Origin of the sequence: Kibdelosporangium aridum, assembly GCF_900176515.1 — a bacterium.
GTDB lineage: Bacteria > Actinomycetota > Actinomycetes > Mycobacteriales > Pseudonocardiaceae > Kibdelosporangium > Kibdelosporangium aridum.
In genome coordinates this window covers 1,423,451-1,440,385 of record NZ_FWXV01000002.1, presented here as the reverse complement: position 1 = coordinate 1,440,385, position 16,935 = coordinate 1,423,451, and the positions used below count along the sequence as shown (strand labels likewise).

Here is a 16,935-nt window from a genome sequence, read left to right as displayed (position 1 = left end):
CCATGCGACGTACGCGGCTGGAACTCTTGGCTCGCTCCGACATAGGGTCCCGCTGCATGGAGCACCGACATCTCGGTGAGTCCGGGCTGGTGGTCAGTGCCGTCGGACTCGGTTGCAACAACCTCGGCAGGCCAGGCACAGCCGCGGAGTCCCTCGCCGGATCCAGGGCCGTCGTCAGCGCCGCGCTCGACGCCGGAATCACGTTCTTCGACGTCGCCGACGTCTACGGCGCGCCGCGCGGCCGCAGTGAGGAGCTGCTCGGCCAGGCGCTGTCCGGGCGACGGGACCACGCCGTCATCGCGACCAAGTTCGGCGTCGACATGCAGGGCGGCAACGGCCCTGACTTCGGCGCCCGCGGCTCGCGGCGGTACGTCCGGCGTGCGGTCGAGTCGTCGCTGCGCCGCCTCGGCACCGACTGGATCGACCTGTACCAGCTGCACCGGGCGGACCCGAAGACGCCGATCGGCGAGACCCTCGGCGTGCTGTCCGAGCTGATCACCGAGGGCAAGATCCGCTACGCCGGCGTCTGCAACCTGGCTGGCTGGCAGATCGCCGACGCGGCGTGGACGGCGAAGATGCAGCACGTGGCTCAGCCGATCGCCGCGCAGAACCACTACTCGCTGCTGGAGCGTGAGGCCGAGCGGGACGTCAACCCGGCCGCCCGGCGGTTCGGGCTCGGCGTGCTGCCGTACTTCCCGCTGGCCAACGGCCTGCTCACGGGCAAGTACCAGCGCGACACCGAACCACCGCCGGGCACCCGGCTGGCCGGCAGGCGCAAGCTGCTCGCCGACGCGCCGTGGGACCGGATCGAGCGACTGCAAGCGTTTGCCGACGAGCGCGGCATCTCGCTGACCACGCTCGCGATCTCCTGGCTGACCGCGCAGAACCCGGTGTCGTCGGTGATCGCGGGCGCGACCACGCCCGAGCAGGTCGTCGAGAACGCCGCGGCGGTCAAGTGGCGGCCGTCAGCCGACGACCTCGCTTACATCGACGAGATCTGCCCGCCGGGTCGCCGCTGACACGGTCTGTTCGAGCAGCAGGGCGATGGTCATCGGGCCGACGCCGCCGGGCACCGGCGTGATCAGGCTCGCGGAGTCGGCCAGTTGCTCGAAGTCCACGTCACCGACGTTGCCCTCGTTGTAACCGGCGTCGATCACCACGGCGCCGGGCTTGATGGCGGTGATGAACTTCGGCTTGCCGACCGCGGCCACCACGATGTCCGCGGTCCGCACGATCTGGTCGAGGTTCTCGGTCTTGGAGTGGCAGATCGTCACCGTCGCGTCCTTCGCGAGCATGAGCATCGCCACGGGCTTGCCCAGAATCGGGCTACGGCCGACCACGACAGCGTGCTTGCCCTTCAGGTCGACCTCGTAAGCCTCCAGCAGCCGCATGATGCCGCCAGGCGTGGCCGAGGCGAACCCAGGCTCACTGAAGGCCATGGCCGCGAACGAGTGCATGGTAACGCCGTCAACGTCCTTGCTCGGCGCGATCGCCTCGAACGCCGCGCGCTCGTCGATGTGCTTGGGCACCGGGTGCTGCAGCAGGATCCCGTCGACCCCGGGGTCCTCGGAGAGCTTGGTGATCTCGGCGACCAGCTGCTCGGTCGTGGTCTGCTCAGGCAGGTGCACGAACCGGGACTCGATCCCGGCCTTGGCACTGCGGTTGCGCTTCATCTTCACGTAGGTGACCGACGCGGGGTCCTCGCCGACGAGGACGGCGGCCAGACAGGGCTTACGCCCAGTGCGCTGCTCGAATTCGCTGGCCCGTTTGGTGGTCTGCTCGGTGATCTCACGGGCGACATCGGTGCCGGACATCAAGGCCATACCGCGACTCCTTGTGGTGAGGAAATCGCCCAGGCGCGCGGCAAGCTCGGTGGGGCCGCTCCCCGGTGGTACTCCACCTCAACGCCAGTCACGACCCGGGCTTCATGGTAATCGGTGGTCCGACCCCTCAGGGGCGTGTCAGACCTAAGTCGTAGCTTTGGGTGATCTGCGCCGTCCCTCGGAAGGACATGAAGACCGCACTCATGGCCGACGCGCCCGTGGCCTGCGAAGACGACCATGGAACGCATGTTGGAGGTATTGGCCATCGTGCTCGGGTTCGTGGTGCTGGCCGTGCTCGCAGCGGTGCCGTTGGTGCTCCTGCTGCACGCGACAGACCACAGGCAACCCGTTAAGGACGTCACACCGCACGACCACTCCTGACCGTGACGGATAGCCTCTCTCCCGTCCAGAGCCCAAAGGAGAGCAGGCATGCAGGTCAGCGGTATCGCGGCGGTTGTCACTGGCGGTGCGTCGGGTCTTGGCGGGGCGACCGCGGGGGCGCTGGCGAAGCAAGGCGCCAAGGTGTTCGCACTCGACTTGCCCGGCGCGATCGAGAAGGCGCCCGCGGTTGACGGGGTGACGTACGTCGCGGCCGACGTCACCAGCCCTTCGGAGGTCCAAGCCGCAGTCGACCAGGCAGCGGGCGAGGCACCGCTGCGAGTGGCGGTGAACTGCGCGGGTGTGGGTACAGCCGGACGGATCCTGTCCAAGAAGGGCGTCCACGACCTGGACGTGTACCGCAGGATCATCGAGATCAACCTGATCGGCACCTTCAACGTGCTGCGGCTGGCCGCCGAGGCGATCGCGAAGACCGATGCGGACGAGAACGGCCAACGTGGCGTCATCATCAACACCGCCTCGATCGCTGCGTTCGACGGACAGATCGGCCAGGCCGCGTACTCGTCGTCCAAGGGCGGCGTGGTCGGCCTGACCTTGCCCGCCGCTCGTGATCTCGCCACCTCGGGTATCCGCGTGATGACCATCGCGCCGGGCATCGTCGACACCCCGATGCTGGCCGGGGTGAGCGACGAGTTCCGGGCCGCGCTGAGCGAAGGCGTCCCGTTCCCCAAGCGCCTGGCGGCGCCCGCCGAGTACGCCAAGCTGGCCTTGGCGATCATCGACCACGACTACTTGAACGGCGAGGTCATCCGCATGGACGGCGCCCTGCGGATGGCGCCTCGGTAAAGCCTTTCGCAAGGGCCCCTCGCTAAGACCGCTGAGGCCTTTCGCGAGCCCGTTCGCTGAGGCCCTTCGCGAAACCCTTCGCTGAGGTCCGCTGAGGTCCCTCGCCAGGACCCCAGCCAAGAGCCCCTCGCCAAGGCTCCAAAGGCGACAAACCCCACCACCAGGGGCGCCCTTGATTTCACGTTATCGAAGGGGTCTGACAGTTCTGGCCTAGGCGAGCTTGGCTGTCAGCCATTCGTGGAAGGCGGCGATGTGGTGTTCGCTGGGCACCAACACGCCGCCTCTCGCGTAAGCCCTCGATGACATCGCGGGCTGACACCTCTCACACGCGTCGAAGTCCTGCTGGTTGACGCGGTGGAACAGCTCGACCGAGCGGGACACGTCCTTGCCGCTGGCCACGACTTCCTTGGTGTACAGCCAATCGCAGACCACCACCGTCCGGTCCGCGGACATCGGGAACATCCGGTGGAAGATCACGTGGTCGGGCACCAGGTTGATGAACACCTGCGGGTTGACCGTGATCGCGTAGTACTTGCGATCTTCCTCCGCACCGACACCGCCGATCTTGTCGAAGCCTTCGCTTCCGTCGACCGTGAACCCTTGGGCTTCCTCGGCGAATGCCGCGCCGTGGCCGACGTAGTACTGCGCCGCGTAGCCGTCGGCGAACTCCGGCAGGACTTCCGTGAGTTCCGGGTGGATCGTCGCGCAGTGGTAGCACTCCATGAAGTTCTCGATGATCAGCTTCCAGTTCGCCTTGACGTCGTAGACGATCCGGCGGCCGACGTCCAGCGTGTCGACTTCCCAGTGGCTGATCATCTCGGTGTCGCCGAGGCGGTCACGGGCCGCACCGATCACCGTGTCCTCAAAGGACGGTGGCGAGTCCGTGAGGCACACCCACGCGTAACCAAGCCATTCCCGCAGGTGCACGGGGATCAGGCCGTACTCGACGCGGTCGATGTCCGGCATCTTGGTCAGGTTCGGTGCCGCAATGAGCTTTCCGTCGAGACCGTATGTCCAGGCGTGGTAAGGGCATTGCAGTGAACGCTTGGTCTCTCCCGCGGCCTCCACGCACAGCTTGGCGCCGCGATGCCTGCAGACATTGAGGAACGCGCGCAGCTGACCGTCGCGGCCACGCACGACAAGGATGCTTTCCCGGCCGACGGAGACGGTCTCGAACTTGCCCGGTGTGGCGATGTCGGCGCAACGAGCCACCGCGAACCACATCGACTCGAAGATCCGCTCCTGTTCCACCCGGAAGATCGACGGGTCGGTGTAGTAGTGGCCGGGCAGCGTGGCCAGCAGGCTCGGCGGCAGGCTGAGGGTCAACTCAACACCCCTTCTTCAAGAGAGCTCACGGCGCCACCGGCCGAAAACACGCGGCTGGTCGACGGCGAGCACGGCAACGGGCCGCGAGTCGCGGCGGTAGACAGCGGCGAACGCCCCTTCCAGGGAACCTTCGACAACCTCGACTTCGTCACCGTCACGACGGTGACCGGCGAACTGCAGCCGTGCGCCGTACTGGTCGGACCAGAAGTACGGGACTGAGAACCGCGCGGCGTGCACGCTCGCGCGGCCGAGCAGGCTCGCGGCGGCGATCTTGGGCTGCTGCAAGGCGTTCGTCCAGTGTTCCAAGCGGATCACCGCGCCCGCATGGTCGTTGAACGACGACGCGCAGTCCCCGACCGCGACCACCTGCGGGATGTCCGTGCTGCAGCGTGCGTCTGTGACCACGCCGCCGTTGATGGTCAGTCCGGATCCGGCCAGCCATTCGACGTTCGGGGTCGCGCCGATGCCGACGACCACGATGTCCGCCGGGATTTCCCGGCCGTCGGCCAGCCGGACCGCGTGCACACGTGACGTACCGACCAACTCGGACACTGGCACGCCCGTGATGAGCGTGACGCCGTTGCGGGCGTGCAGTCCCGCGCAGGCTAGGCCCATCTCCGCGCCGAGCGGCCCGAGCATCGGTGTTGGCAGAGTTTCGATGACCGTGACTTCCAGGCCCAGTTGACGTGCGGTCGACGCGACTTCGGCACCAATGAAGCCCGCACCTATCACGACCAACGAACCGCCCTGCCGCAATTCCTCCCGCAGAGCCAGGGCGTCCTCGAGGGTTCTGAGCGTGTGCACACCGGCCGGGCCTGGCATTTCCCGGGCACGTGCACCCGTTGCCAAGACAACGCCGTCGGTCACGATCCGCTCGCCCGTGTCGAGGACGACCGCGCGCTCCGAAGGATCCAAAGCAGTCGCCCGTACGCCGAGACGCCAGTCGAGGTCCAGGAGCTTGTCGTCCGGCGTCATCAGCGAGATCTCGTCGACAGATGCCGCTCCGGCCAGGAAGTCCTTGGACAGCGGCGGCCGGTCGTACGGCTCGTGCGACTCGTCGCCGAGCACGATGATGCGGCCCGCGAATTCCTGTGCTCGCAACGCACGCGCGGCGGAAAGGCCAGCGAGCGAGGCGCCGACCACGGTGATCGTGCGCATCAGGTAACTGCCGGGACCGGGGCGGCTATTACGTAGACGTGACCGTCCTGGATCACCACCTGATGAGTGCGTACTGGAACTTTGGCAGGCGGGCCGGTCGGCTGGCCGGTCCGAAGGTCGAAACACGACGCGTGCAACGGGCACTCGATCAGACAGCCTTCGAGCCAGCCATCGGCCAGCGAGGCGTCTTGGTGTGTGCACGTGTCGTCGATTGCGTACAGCTTGCCGTCCACGTTGAACACGGAGATCGGGGGTTCTCCGTCAAGCCGGACCGCCTCGCCAGGACGGATGTCGTCCAGCGCGCAGACTGGAATCATGCTCAGCCTCCGTTGTGCGATACACAACAAGTCGTGCGATAAGCAACAGAGTGAGGCTTGGTTCTCGGCCCGTCAAGGGTTCAACCAGGGGAAGTACGTGACTCGTGAGTAGAGTTGCGACATGGGGAACGAAAAGCCCGCAACAGTCCAGGTGCAGTCCGTGGACCGTGCGCTGGCGATCCTGGACATCTTGGCCGTCCGGGGGGAGGCCGGGGTCACCGAGATCGCGGCCGAACTCGACGTGCACAAGTCCACGGCGTTCCGGCTGATCGGCGCGTTGGAACAGCGCCGGCTGGTCGAACAGGTGGCCGAGCGCGGCAAGTACCGCCTCGGATTCGGGATCGTCCGGCTCGCCGGCGCCACCACCGCAAGACTCGACCTGCCAAGAGAAAGCCAACCAGTCTGCGAGAGACTCGCCACCGAACTCGACGAGACAGTCAACGTCGCGGTGCTGGACTCCGGACAAGCCACCAACATCACCCAGGTCTACGGCACCGCCGCCGTGACCACCAGGAACTGGATCGGGCAAAGAACCCCGCTGCACGCGACATCGAGCGGCAAAGTCCTGCTCGCATGGGCCACAGAGGACCAACTGACCTCGGCGATGGACACATTGGAGCGCTACACACCGGCCACGATCACCAGCCGCTCGAAGCTGATGTCCGAACTGGACATGATCCGCGAACGCGGCTGGAGCAGCACCAACGAGGAACTGGAGATCGGCCTGAACGCGATCGCCGCCCCGATCAGAGGCGGCAGCGGCGACGTGATCGCCGCGGTCAGCGTGTCCGGCCCGGCCTACCGGCTCACCGTCGAGTCATTCCCAGCAGTGGCCGAAAAGCTGTGCGTCGGCGCCGCCGAGATCAGTTCCCGCGTGGGCTACTTCGGCGAATGACCGACCGAGTGGACCGTTCCGTACGAACGGTCCACTCGCGAATCCGGTTGTCCACAACCGCCCAGTAACCCCCTTGACCAGGCCTTATCCCCGGTAGACTGGCCTGGGGTCGTCCCCCCGGGAGTGGTGGGGGATGTCCTTTTGTGGGGGTTGGGGTTTGTCAAAAGTGGTCGGTGCCGCATGAACCGGAACTGTGATTTGCCCCGGGTGTGAAGGGGTTTCCTGGTGCCGCAGCACGAGTTTGCTCTTCCAATGTGGCTGCACAGGGATGACCTTCCGGCGCGGCAGCTCTTCGGCGCGGCAGCACAGGGTGGCTCTTTCGGTGAGGCAGTTGTCCTGTGCGGGCAGCACAGGGGTGGGCTTCGTGGGTGTTCCCTCCGGTATGGCCTGGGCTTGTCCAACCACGGGGTGTCAGGAGGTCGGCCTACGCGACCCAGCCCCGAGCGGAAGCGATACCGACCTCTTGACGCCCCGTGGTTCCGTCAGGCAGGCCGTACCGGAGGGGACACACGCGCCCAACCAACGGGGAAATTCGAGCTGAAAGCCCCCTCCCTCTGGGTGGCCTCCCTGCAATTCCTTTTCAAGGGCCCGGACAACAGCACCACCGAGACACCCAGCCGACCGCGTTCCACTGCGTGCGGCCTCACCTCTGCTGTTCGGCTACTTGAACACCACGGTGCGGTGGCCGTTGAGCAGGACGCGCCGTTCGACGTGCCATTGAACAGCGCGGGACAGGGCGAGACATTCCGCGTCCCGGCCGATCACGGCGAGCTGGGTTGCGTCGTGGGTGTGGTCGACGCGGATGACTTCCTGCTCGATGATCGGGCCTTCGTCCAGGTCGGCCGTGACGTAGTGCGCTGTGGCGCCGACGACCTTCACGCCACGCTCGAAGGCCTGGTGATACGGCTTGGCGCCCTTGAAACTGGGTAGGAACGAGTGGTGGATGTTGATCACCCGGCCTTCCAGTTTCTGGCACAGGTCGTCCGAGAGGACCTGCATGTAGCGGGCCAGCACGGTCAGTTCTATGTCGTTGCGCTCGATCAGGTCGAGCAGGTGGGCCTCGGCTTCGGCCTTGGTTTCCCGGGTGACCGGGACGTGCTCGAACGGGATTCCGTAGGTCTGGGCCAGCGGCTCGAAGTCTCGGTGGTTCGACACGATCAGCGGGATGTCGATCTTCAGTTGGCCGGTCTGCCAGCGGTAGAGCAGGTCGTTCAAACAGTGCCCGAACTTGGAGACCATGATCAGCGCGCGGGGTCGTTCGTCGACCGCGTGGATCTGCCATTCCATGCCGTAGACCGTGGCTGTCTTGGCGAACGAGGCGCGCAGCGTCGCCAGGTCGACGGGTTCTCGACGAGCGGCGAAGTGCACGCGCATGTAGAACCGTTCCGAGTCGAACTGCCGGTTGTCCACGATGTCGCAGCCGTGTTCCACCAGGAACCCGGAGACGGCGTGCACGATCCCGAGTTGTTCCGGGCAGGTGAGGGTCAGCACGAACTCATCGCTCACGGCGACCTCCTGTTGCGCACTACGAGACATGAGACGTAGTTCGCAACAGTGTCGCCATCGGTTGGCGTTGGAGTCAACCCCGACTAGCCTGCTTATGCTTCGCATTACGAACGGCGTTGGGTATTACGCAACACAAGGAGGGTGCGATGAGCTACGACTACATCATCGTCGGCGGCGGTTCGGCCGGCTGTGCACTGGCCAACAGACTGTCCGCGGACCCCTCCACGAAGGTCCTGGTCCTCGAGGCGGGCAGGCCGGACTGGATCTGGGACATCTTCATCCACATGCCGGCCGCGCTGACCATGGTCATCGGCAACCGGTTCTACGACTGGAAGTACCACTCCGAGCCCGAGCCGTTCATGGGCGGCCGCCGGGTTTCCCACGGCCGTGGCAAAGTCCTCGGCGGCTCGAGCAGCATCAACGGCATGATCTTCCAGCGCGGCAACCCGCTGGACCTGGAGCGCTGGGCGGCCGATCCGGGTATGAAGGACTGGGGCTACGCGCATTGCCTGCCGTACTTCAAGAAGATGGAGAACTGCCTGGCAGGCGGGGACGCGTGGCGCGGTGACGACGGCCCGCTGATCCTGGAACGCGGCCCGGCCACCAATCCCCTGTTCGGCGCGTTCTTCGAGGCCGTGCAGCAGGCGGGCTACCCGATCACCAAGGACGTCAACGGTTTCCAGCAAGAAGGCTTCGCCAGGTTCGACCGGAACATCAACAAAGGACGCCGCTGGTCCGCGGCCCGCGCGTACCTGCATCCCGTTTTGGACCGTCCAAACCTGACGCTCAAGTGCTACACGCACGTCAACAAGGTGCTGTTCGACGGAAAGCGCGCTACCGGTGTGGAAATCAGCCGGTTCGGCCGGACGAAAACCGTGCGCGGCAAGGAAATCATCCTCTGCGGCGGCGCGATCAACACGCCTCAGCTGCTGCAGCTGTCCGGCATCGGGAATGCCAAAGAACTTCAGGCACTGGGCATCGACGTGGTCAACGACCTGCCCGGGGTCGGCGAGAACCTCCAAGACCACCTCGAGGTCTACGTCCAGCACGCCTCGAAGAAGCCCGTGTCGCTCAACCCCGCGTTGAAGTGGCGCAACCGTCCGCTGATCGGCTTGAAGTGGCTCCTGGCCCGCAAAGGCCCGGCATCGACCAACCACTTCGAAGGCGGTGGGTTCGCCCGCAGCAACGAGGACGTCGCCTACCCGAACCTGATGTTCCACTTCCTGCCGCTGGCCGTGCGCTACGACGGCTCGCAGCCGACTGCGGGACACGGCTACCAGGTGCACATCGGGCCGATGTACTCCGACGCCCGCGGCTCGGTGAAGATCAAGTCCACGGACCCGCGTGAGCACCCGGCCCTGCGGTTCAACTACCTCTCGACCGACCAGGACCGGCGGGAATGGGTCGAGTCCATCAGGGTCGCGCGCAAGATCCTCAGCCAGCCCGCGTTCGACGAGTTCAACGCGGGCGAGATCTCCCCAGGGCCGGAGGTGTCCAGCGACGAGGAGATCCTGGCGTGGGTGGCCAAGGACGCGGAGACCGCGTACCACCCGTCGTGCACGGCGAAGATGGGCATCGACGACATGTCCGTTGTGGACCCGTCGAACATGCGGGTGCACGGCGTCGAAGGCCTGAGCGTGGTCGACGCCTCGGTGTTCCCGTACGTCACGAACGGCAACATCTACGCGCCGGTGATGATGGTTGCGGAGAAAGCAAGCGATCTCATCATGGGCAACACCCCATTGCCACCCTCTGAGGCCACCTTCTACCGCCACCACAAGTCATGACCGTGAACGGCGAGAGCGGCAGCACGATCCAGTCCGTCGACCGGGCTTTGACCGTGCTGCAGCTGCTCGCCCGGTACGGCGAACTGGGCGTGACCGAGATCGCGACCAAGCTGAAGGTGCACAAGTCCACGGCGTTTCGCCTGGTCACCACGTTGGAGTCGCACGACTTGGTGGAGCAGCACACCGATCGCGGCAAGTACCGGCTCGGCGTCGGCATTCTCCAGCTCGCCGGTGCCACCACGGCCAAGCTCGACCTGGTACAGCGCGCCAAACCCGTATCGCAGCGGCTGGCGGAGATCGTCGGTGAGACGGTGAACATCACGGTGTTGTCCGGACATGAGGCGCTGTACGTCGACCAGGTCGCCGGTTCGGCGGCGCTGCAGCTACACAACTGGGTCGGCCAGCGGATCCCGTTGCATGCCACGTCCAACGGGAAGGTCTTGCTGGCGACGGTGTCCGGACCTCGGTTCGACGAGCTGACGACCGGACCTCTGAAGCGCTTCACAGATAAGACAGTCACCAGCCGAGAGGCACTCCGCGCCCAGGTCGACGAAGCACGCCGCCGCGGCTACGCGGTGGCCGTCGACGAGCTCGAGGTCGGGCTCACCGCCATCGCCGCACCAATCTGCGGTGCCGACGGAACCGTGGTTGGATCGATCAGTGCTTCAGGCCCCGGATTCCGCATTACCGCAGATCGGATACCGGATGTCGCCGCCAAAGTGGTGGCCGCCGGACGGGACGTGTCCCGCCGTCTGGGATGGCATGGCCACTAGTTAAACCTTTTTGAAACACGGCGCGCTCTTGACTAGGGGGCGGTCGTAGAATGATGGTGTTCCATGCACGGAACTCAGGTGCACGATACGCAACAACCGGTCATCTCCGTCCGGAACCTCTGGAAGGTATTCGGACCCAAGCCCGCCCGGGTCCCCGGCTCCGCGGAGCTGGGTGCGCTGTCCCGGCGCGAACTGATGGACCGCACCGGCTGCACGGCCGCGGTCCGCGACATCGATTTCGACGTCGCCCCCGGCGAGGTCTTCGTGGTGATGGGCCTGTCCGGGTCGGGCAAGTCGACCCTGGTGCGCTGCCTCACCCGGCTGATCGAGCCGACCGCGGGCGAAGTGATCTTCGAGGGCGAGGACATCCTCGCGGCTGACCCCAAGCGGCTCAGAGACCTGCGGCGCAACAAGTTCTCCATGGTGTTCCAGCACTTCGGCCTGCTGCCGCACCGGTGCGTCGTGGACAACGTGGCGTACGGCCTTGAGATCCGTGGCGTGCCGAAGGCCGAACGGACCAAGCGCGCCAACGAAGTCATCGAACTCGTCGGCCTCGGCGGGTACGAACAGTCGTATCCCGATCAGCTCTCCGGCGGCATGCAGCAACGCGTCGGGCTGGCCCGTGCCCTGGCAGGCGATCCGGACGTGCTGCTGTTCGACGAACCGTTCTCCGCGCTCGACCCGCTGATCAGGCGGGACATGCAGAGCGAGGTGATCAGGCTGCACCGCGAGGTCGGCAAGACGATGGTGTTCATCACCCACGACCTGTCCGAGGCGCTGAAGCTCGGCGACCGCATCCTGATCATGCGCGACGGCGCGCTCGTGCAGATCGGCACCGGTGACGAACTCGTTGCCGCGCCTGCCGATGACTACGTGCGCGACTTCGTACGGGACGTGCCGCGGTCGCACGTGCTGACGCTGAAGTGGATCATGCGTCAGCCGCGCGACGACGATCAGCTCGACGGGCCCGAACTAGGCCCGGACGTTGTCGTCCGGGAGGCCACGCGCAGTGTGCTGGCCGCGGAGAAGCCGGTGAAGGTCGTCAAGGACGGTGAACTGCTCGGCATCGTCGGCGACGAGGAGATCTTGTCGGTCATCGCGGGAGGAAGTGACTCCTGATGGTGGCGACTTCACGGGTCTCACCGACGCTGCCGAGGGTGAACATAGTCGCCCGTAGCCGCGGCAGGATCGTGCTGGGCATCCTCGCGGTGTGGCTTGTGCTGTGGGTGTTCCTGCGCGGAATGCACACGCTGGCGCTCGGCGGCGCCCAGCTCACAACGGTGCACCACTGGTTCAACGACCTCAACGACGTGATCGGCGCGAACCGCAACTCCAACCCGATCTTCCTGTACTTCTTCAACTACATCCGGCTGTTCATCGACGAGTTCGTCGTGTTCATCCAGTCGATCATCGCCCAGCCCTCCTTCGGCAGGCCGTTGCCGCTGATCGGCTGGCTCGGTGTGGTCGCACTGGTCGGCTTCGTGTCGTACGCGGTCGCCAACATCCGTGTCGCCCTGCTGGCCGCGGCCGGGTTCTTCTTCCTTGGCCTGCAAGGGTTGTGGCGGGAGAGCATGGACACGCTGGCGCTCACGCTGGCCGCCGTGATCATCTCGCTGGCGATCGGCATCCCGCTGGGCATCTGGGCGGGCCTGTCCGACCGGTTCAACCGGATCATCACGCCGGTGCTGGACTTCATGCAGATCATGCCGTCGTTCGTGTACCTGGCGCCGTTGACGCTGTTCTTCCTGATCGGACCGGCGTCGGCGACGATCGCGACGCTGATCTACGCGGCACCACCGGTGATCCGGCTGACCGCGCACGGGATCAGATCGGCTCCGCACGACACGGTCGAAGCGAGTGAATCGCTCGGTTCGACGAAAACCCAGACACTGACCAAGGTTCTGCTGCCCGCGGCCAAGCGCACCATCGTGCTCGGCGTGAACCAGACGATCATGGCGGCGCTGGCGATGGTCACCATCGCAGCCCTGATCGACGCGCCCGGTCTCGGCAAGACGGTCATCAAGGCGTTGCAGACACTGGATGTCGGCACCGCGTTCAACGCCGGTCTGGCGATCGTGGTGATGGCCATCGTGCTCGACCGGGTCACCACGGCGGCAGCCTCACGAGGACGCGACCGTCCAAACAGGATCGCGCTGCTGGTGGGCGGTGCGCTGACGGTCTTCGCGATCTGGCTGTCGTACACCTACATCTGGGCGGCGGAGTTCGATTCCCGGCTGGACATCGGCAGCACGATCGTGCTGTGGGCCAGTGAGGTGACCGACTGGATCCAGTCGAACTTCGCGCCGATCACCAACGGCATCAAGGACGTCTTCACCTGGGTGCTGATCGATCCGCTGCAGGCCGTGCTCGTCGACTCGCCGTGGTGGCTGGTCGCGTTGGCGCTCGTGGCGATCTCTGTGGTGATCGGCAGTGTGCGGGCGGCGATCGTGTCCGCGGTGTGCTTGGGACTGCTTGTCGCGACCGGGTTGTGGTCCGACGGCATGACCACGTTGGCTTCACTGCTTGTTGCCACAGTGTTCACAATGGTCATCGGGCTCGTGGTCGGTGTCTGGATGGGCCGCTCACAGCGGGCCGACCGGGTGATCCGGCCGGTGCTCGACGCGGCGCAGACCATGCCGCACTTCGTATATCTGGTGCCGTTCCTGGCTTTGTTCTCGGCAAGCAGGTTCACCGCGATCGCCGCGGCGGTCGTGTACGCGGTACCGGTCGCCGTGAAGATCGTCGCGGACGGCATCCGCGGCGTGTCGGCGACCACAGTGGAGGCAGCGGTAGCGTCCGGGTCCAGCAATTGGCAGACGATCACCAAGGTGCAGCTGCCGATGTCGGTCCGGGCGGTGACGCTGGCCACCAACCAGGGGTTGATCTACGTGCTTTCGATGGTCGTCGTCGGTGGCTTGGTGGGTGCGGGAGCACTCGGCTACGACGTCGTCGCGGGGTTCTCACAGGGCCAGCTCTACGGCAAGGGGCTCGCGGCCGGCATCGCCATTCTGCTGCTCGGGGTGATGCTCGACCGTCTGACGCAGGCGGCGGCCAACCGCACGCAACGAGGAGGTTCACGGTGAAGAGGACTCTGGCGGTTTTCGCCGTCGCCGGACTGGCATTGGCCGGCTGCAGTGGCGCGAAGGTCGGTGAGAACCCCGGCGGAGGAGGCGGATCACAGGCTTCCTGCGGCGAGTTCAAGATCGCGATCAACCCATGGGTCGGCTACGAGGCCAACGCGGCGGTGATCGCGTACGTGGCGGAGAAGAACCTCGGCTGCCGGGTGACCAAGAAGGACCTGAAGGAAGAAGTCGCCTGGCAGGGCTTCGGCACCGGCGAAGTGGACGCGGTTGTCGAGAACTGGGGCCACGACGACCTGCGCAAGAAGTACATCGACGAGCAGAAGATCGGTGTCTCGGCGGGCTCGACCGGTGTGAAGGGCCAGATCGGCTGGTACATCCCGCCGTGGCTGGCCAAGGAGAAGCCGGAACTGCTGGACTGGAACAACCTGAACAAGAACGCGGACATGTTCAAGACGTCCGAGTCCGGCGGTCAGGGCCAGTTGCTCGACGGCGACCCGTCCTTCGTGACCAACGACGAGGCCCTGGTGAAAAACCTCGGCCTGAACTTCAAGGTGGTCTACGGCGGCAGCGAGACCGCGCTGATCCAGGCGTTCCGGCAGGCGGAGGAGCGCAAGACGCCGCTGATCGGCTACTTCTACTCGCCGCAGTGGCTGTTCTCGGAGATCAAGCTGGAGAAGGTGAAGCTGCCCCCGTACACACCGGGATGCGACGCGGTGCCGGAGAAGATCGCCTGCGACTACCCGGACTACGACCTGGACAAGATCGTCAGCAAGAAGTTCGCCGACGCCAACGGACCCGCGTACCAGCTGGTGAAGAACTTCAAGTGGACCAACGACGACCAGAACCTCGTGGCCCGCTGGATCGCCGTGGACAAGATGACGCCGGACGCCGCGGCCAAGAAGTGGGTCGAGGCCAACCAGGACAAGGTCAAAGCCTGGCTGCCCGCCACCTGATTCCGTCGCAGTGAGGGCCACCCTAGGGGCGTCTGATGTCCCTAGGGTGGCCTTCACGGCAACCAGTCGGCTGGGAGGACGGCGTCGGCCGCCTCTTTGGGCATGCCGTCCGGCCATGTCACGTTGACCTGCGCATACGTAGTCCGGCGATGGTCGGGCTGGGCATCGACGCCCGCAACAAGCAGAAGGCCGAGCTCGACAAGGCCAAGGGCGCCAAGAACTAGATCTGCTTCTCGGCCCAGTCCGCCCAGTCGCGGTAGGTCGCGCTGGCGCGCAGCCCGTACTCCAGGACGATCCGGCCTGAGGTGTTCTCCGGGCACGGCTCTTCCTCGGCGACAAGTTCTGCGAGCTTGCTGAGTTCCTCGTGCTGCTGGGCCGCCAAGTCGGCTTGGTGGCGCAAGAAGGCGACCGCCTTGTCCGGTTCGACCAGGTGCAGGAAGAATGCGCGCAACAACAACCCGTTGCGGCGTAGGGGTTCTGGTTCGACTTCGGTCATCCAGTGCAGGAGCGCCGCTCGTCCGTCTTCCGTGATCGCGTATTCCTTGCGGCCGCGCGGTCCTTCTGCGGCGACTTCGACGAGGCCTTCGTCCGCCATCTTGGTGAGCTCGCCGTAGAGCTGGCTCTGCGTCGCCGACCACACGTAGCCGAGTGACGACTCGAACCGTTTCATCAGGTCGTAGCCGCTGGCCGGGCCGGAGGTGAGCAGGCCGAGCACGGCGTGGCGAAGGCTCATGCCGCCGATTTTGACATTCCAGCATTGACATGTCGAATTCTGACCTTCTAGTTTTGACATGTCACTACTGGAAGGAGATCGATGTGCCCGCATACCTGGAAGGCCTGCTCGCACCGGTGGCCGACGAGATCGAGACCATTGACCTGCCGGTGACCGGCGAACTGCCCGCCGAGCTGGCCGGGCGGTACTTCCGCAACGGCCCGAACCCGTTGCCCGGGCAGGATCCTGGGCATTGGTTCGCGGGCGACGGGATGATCCACGGCGTCCGGATCCAGGACGGGCGCGCGGAGTGGTACCGCAACCGCTGGGTGAAGACCACGAAACTGGCAGGCGCCCAGTTCCTCACCGAGACAGGGCTGGACCGGGCGGCCGTCACCGCCAACACCAACGTGATCCGGCACGCGGGCAAGGTCTTCGCCCTGGTGGAGTCCGGTTTCCCGTACGAGATGACACCCGAACTGGACACCGTCGGACCGTGCGACTTCGGCGGCAGGCTGACCACCGCGATGACCGCGCACCCCAAAGAGGACCCGGTCACCGGCGACCTGCACTTCTTCGGCTACGGCTTCATGCCGCCCTACCTGACCTACCACCGCCTGGACCGCACCGGCGAGCTGGTGGAAAGCCGGGAGATCACCGTGCCGGGGCCGACGATGATGCACGACTTCTCCATCACCGAGAACCACGTGATCTGGCTGGACCTGCCTGTGGTGTTCGAGTTCGAACGCGTCGGCAAAGGCATGCCGTACGTGTGGAGCGACAGCTATGGCGCCCGCATCGGCGTGATGCCGAAGGGCGGTGAGGTCCAGTGGTTCGACGTGGACCCGTGCTACGTGTTCCACGTCGGCAACGCCTACGAGGACCAAGGCCGCATCGTGCTGGACGCGGTCCGCTACTCCCGAGACAAGTTCGCCGGACTGTGGGACGAGATCAGCGGCGTGACCAATCCCGCGGAGGCCGCCGTCGGGTCCGGCCTGTACCGCTGGATCCTCGACCCGGCGACAGGCAAGGTCGTCGAGGAACTGCGGGACGACCGGGACATCGAGTTCCCGTCGTTCAACGAGGAGCAGCTCGGCCGGCCGAGCAAGTTCCTGTACACGGTCACCGACAACGCGATCGTCAAGTACGACACCGACAGCGGCCGCAGCGAGGTCAACGAACTGGGCAAAAATCCCGGTGAGGCGGAGTTCGTCAGCAAGCAGGACGCGAAAACCGAGGACGACGGCTGGCTGATGTCGATCGTCACCGAGCACGACGGCAGCGGCTCCGAACTTCTCTTCCTCGACGCGAAAACTCTCGACTTCGCGGCGTCGATCAAGCTCCCTCGTCGCGTTCCCGCAGGCTTCCACGGGAACTGGCTGCCGGACGCTTGACACACCCACTCCCCAAGAGCCAC

17 protein-coding genes and 1 riboswitch are annotated in these 16,935 nt (G+C 65.7%); of the genes, 11 read left to right on the top strand and 6 right to left on the bottom strand.

Annotation, left to right across the window (positions count from 1 at the left end; translation table 11 throughout):
* Nucleotides 1-56: 56 nt before the first annotated feature.
* A complete protein-coding gene (locus B9C43_RS16365) occupies nucleotides 57-1,019 on the top strand; it encodes an aldo/keto reductase (RefSeq protein ID WP_033381258.1) in 963 nt (320 codons plus the stop codon).
* Here B9C43_RS16365 and B9C43_RS16360 read toward each other — a convergent pair.
* The gene (locus B9C43_RS16360) at nucleotides 966-1,823 is read right to left on the bottom strand and encodes a bifunctional 5,10-methylenetetrahydrofolate dehydrogenase/5,10-methenyltetrahydrofolate cyclohydrolase (RefSeq protein WP_084427292.1); all 858 of its coding nucleotides are present in this window, start codon (nucleotides 1,821-1,823) and stop codon (nucleotides 966-968) included. The genes B9C43_RS16365 and B9C43_RS16360 overlap by 54 nt on opposite strands.
* Before the next feature lie 20 nt (nucleotides 1,824-1,843).
* Nucleotides 1,844-1,925, bottom strand: a riboswitch (ZMP/ZTP riboswitch).
* A gap of 144 nt (nucleotides 1,926-2,069) precedes the next feature.
* Here B9C43_RS16360 and B9C43_RS59590 point away from each other — a divergent pair.
* Both B9C43_RS59590 and B9C43_RS16355 read left to right on the top strand, forming a co-directional pair.
* On the top strand, nucleotides 2,070-2,204 hold the full coding sequence (locus B9C43_RS59590) for a hypothetical protein (protein WP_268811564.1): 135 nt from the start codon (nucleotides 2,070-2,072) through the stop codon (nucleotides 2,202-2,204).
* Between the two features lie 48 nt (nucleotides 2,205-2,252).
* Nucleotides 2,253-3,008: an SDR family NAD(P)-dependent oxidoreductase gene (locus B9C43_RS16355; RefSeq protein ID WP_084427290.1), complete on the top strand. Its 756-nt coding sequence runs from the start codon at nucleotides 2,253-2,255 to the stop codon at nucleotides 3,006-3,008.
* A gap of 210 nt (nucleotides 3,009-3,218) precedes the next feature.
* Here B9C43_RS16355 and B9C43_RS16350 read toward each other — a convergent pair whose 3' ends face one another.
* From B9C43_RS16350 to B9C43_RS16340, 3 genes are read right to left on the bottom strand one after another with little or no spacing between them, the layout of a single operon-like run.
* Nucleotides 3,219-4,334: an aromatic ring-hydroxylating oxygenase subunit alpha gene (locus B9C43_RS16350; RefSeq protein ID WP_084427288.1), complete on the bottom strand. Its 1,116-nt coding sequence runs from the start codon at nucleotides 4,332-4,334 to the stop codon at nucleotides 3,219-3,221.
* A 15-nt stretch (nucleotides 4,335-4,349) separates the two neighbouring features.
* Nucleotides 4,350-5,492 (bottom strand): NAD(P)/FAD-dependent oxidoreductase, encoded by a 1,143-nt coding sequence (locus tag B9C43_RS16345; protein WP_084427286.1) that lies wholly within the window; start codon nucleotides 5,490-5,492, stop codon nucleotides 4,350-4,352.
* On the bottom strand, nucleotides 5,492-5,809 hold the full coding sequence (locus B9C43_RS16340) for a bifunctional 3-phenylpropionate/cinnamic acid dioxygenase ferredoxin subunit (RefSeq protein ID WP_033381263.1): 318 nt from the start codon (nucleotides 5,807-5,809) through the stop codon (nucleotides 5,492-5,494). The genes B9C43_RS16345 and B9C43_RS16340 overlap by 1 nt, the downstream gene beginning before the upstream one ends.
* 121 nt (nucleotides 5,810-5,930) lie before the next feature.
* On the opposite strand from B9C43_RS16340, the gene B9C43_RS16335 reads away from it, so the two are divergent.
* A complete protein-coding gene (locus tag B9C43_RS16335) occupies nucleotides 5,931-6,704 on the top strand; it encodes an IclR family transcriptional regulator (RefSeq protein ID WP_084427284.1) in 774 nt (257 codons plus the stop codon).
* Nucleotides 6,705-7,364: 660 nt separating this feature from the next.
* Here B9C43_RS16335 and purU read toward each other — a convergent pair.
* Complete coding sequence (purU, locus tag B9C43_RS16330) at nucleotides 7,365-8,210, bottom strand: formyltetrahydrofolate deformylase (protein ID WP_235038642.1); 846 nt, start codon at nucleotides 8,208-8,210, stop codon at nucleotides 7,365-7,367.
* Between the two features lie 146 nt (nucleotides 8,211-8,356).
* Here purU and betA point away from each other — a divergent pair, with 146 nt between their 5' ends.
* The 6 genes from betA to B9C43_RS16300 all read left to right on the top strand — a co-directional run bounded on the left by betA (nucleotide 8,357) and on the right by B9C43_RS16300 (nucleotide 15,030).
* A complete protein-coding gene (betA, locus tag B9C43_RS16325; RefSeq protein WP_084427280.1) occupies nucleotides 8,357-9,997 on the top strand; it encodes a choline dehydrogenase in 1,641 nt (546 codons plus the stop codon).
* Nucleotides 9,994-10,770, top strand: coding sequence for an IclR family transcriptional regulator (locus B9C43_RS16320; RefSeq protein WP_084427278.1), 777 nt, complete (start codon nucleotides 9,994-9,996; stop codon nucleotides 10,768-10,770). Before betA ends, B9C43_RS16320 begins: the two co-directional genes overlap by 4 nt.
* Nucleotides 10,771-10,833: 63 nt before the next feature.
* A complete protein-coding gene (locus tag B9C43_RS16315; protein ID WP_084427276.1) occupies nucleotides 10,834-11,889 on the top strand; it encodes a quaternary amine ABC transporter ATP-binding protein in 1,056 nt (351 codons plus the stop codon).
* 38 nt (nucleotides 11,890-11,927) lie between these two features.
* A complete protein-coding gene (locus B9C43_RS16310; protein WP_200825555.1) occupies nucleotides 11,928-13,853 on the top strand; it encodes an ABC transporter permease in 1,926 nt (641 codons plus the stop codon).
* Entirely contained in the window at nucleotides 13,850-14,806 is a 957-nt protein-coding gene (locus B9C43_RS16305; RefSeq protein ID WP_033381270.1) for an ABC transporter substrate-binding protein, read from the top strand. Before B9C43_RS16310 ends, B9C43_RS16305 begins: the two co-directional genes overlap by 4 nt.
* Nucleotides 14,807-14,841: 35 nt before the next feature.
* Complete coding sequence (locus B9C43_RS16300; RefSeq protein WP_084427272.1) at nucleotides 14,842-15,030, top strand: hypothetical protein; 189 nt, start codon at nucleotides 14,842-14,844, stop codon at nucleotides 15,028-15,030.
* Here the strand turns inward: B9C43_RS16300 and B9C43_RS16295 are convergent.
* On the bottom strand, nucleotides 15,027-15,539 hold the full coding sequence (locus B9C43_RS16295; protein WP_033381272.1) for a PadR family transcriptional regulator: 513 nt from the start codon (nucleotides 15,537-15,539) through the stop codon (nucleotides 15,027-15,029). The genes B9C43_RS16300 and B9C43_RS16295 overlap by 4 nt on opposite strands.
* 83 nt (nucleotides 15,540-15,622) lie before the next feature.
* Between B9C43_RS16295 and B9C43_RS16290 the strand changes: the two genes are divergently transcribed.
* A complete protein-coding gene (locus B9C43_RS16290) occupies nucleotides 15,623-16,912 on the top strand; it encodes a carotenoid oxygenase family protein (RefSeq protein ID WP_235038641.1) in 1,290 nt (429 codons plus the stop codon).
* Nucleotides 16,913-16,935 lie beyond the last annotated feature (23 nt).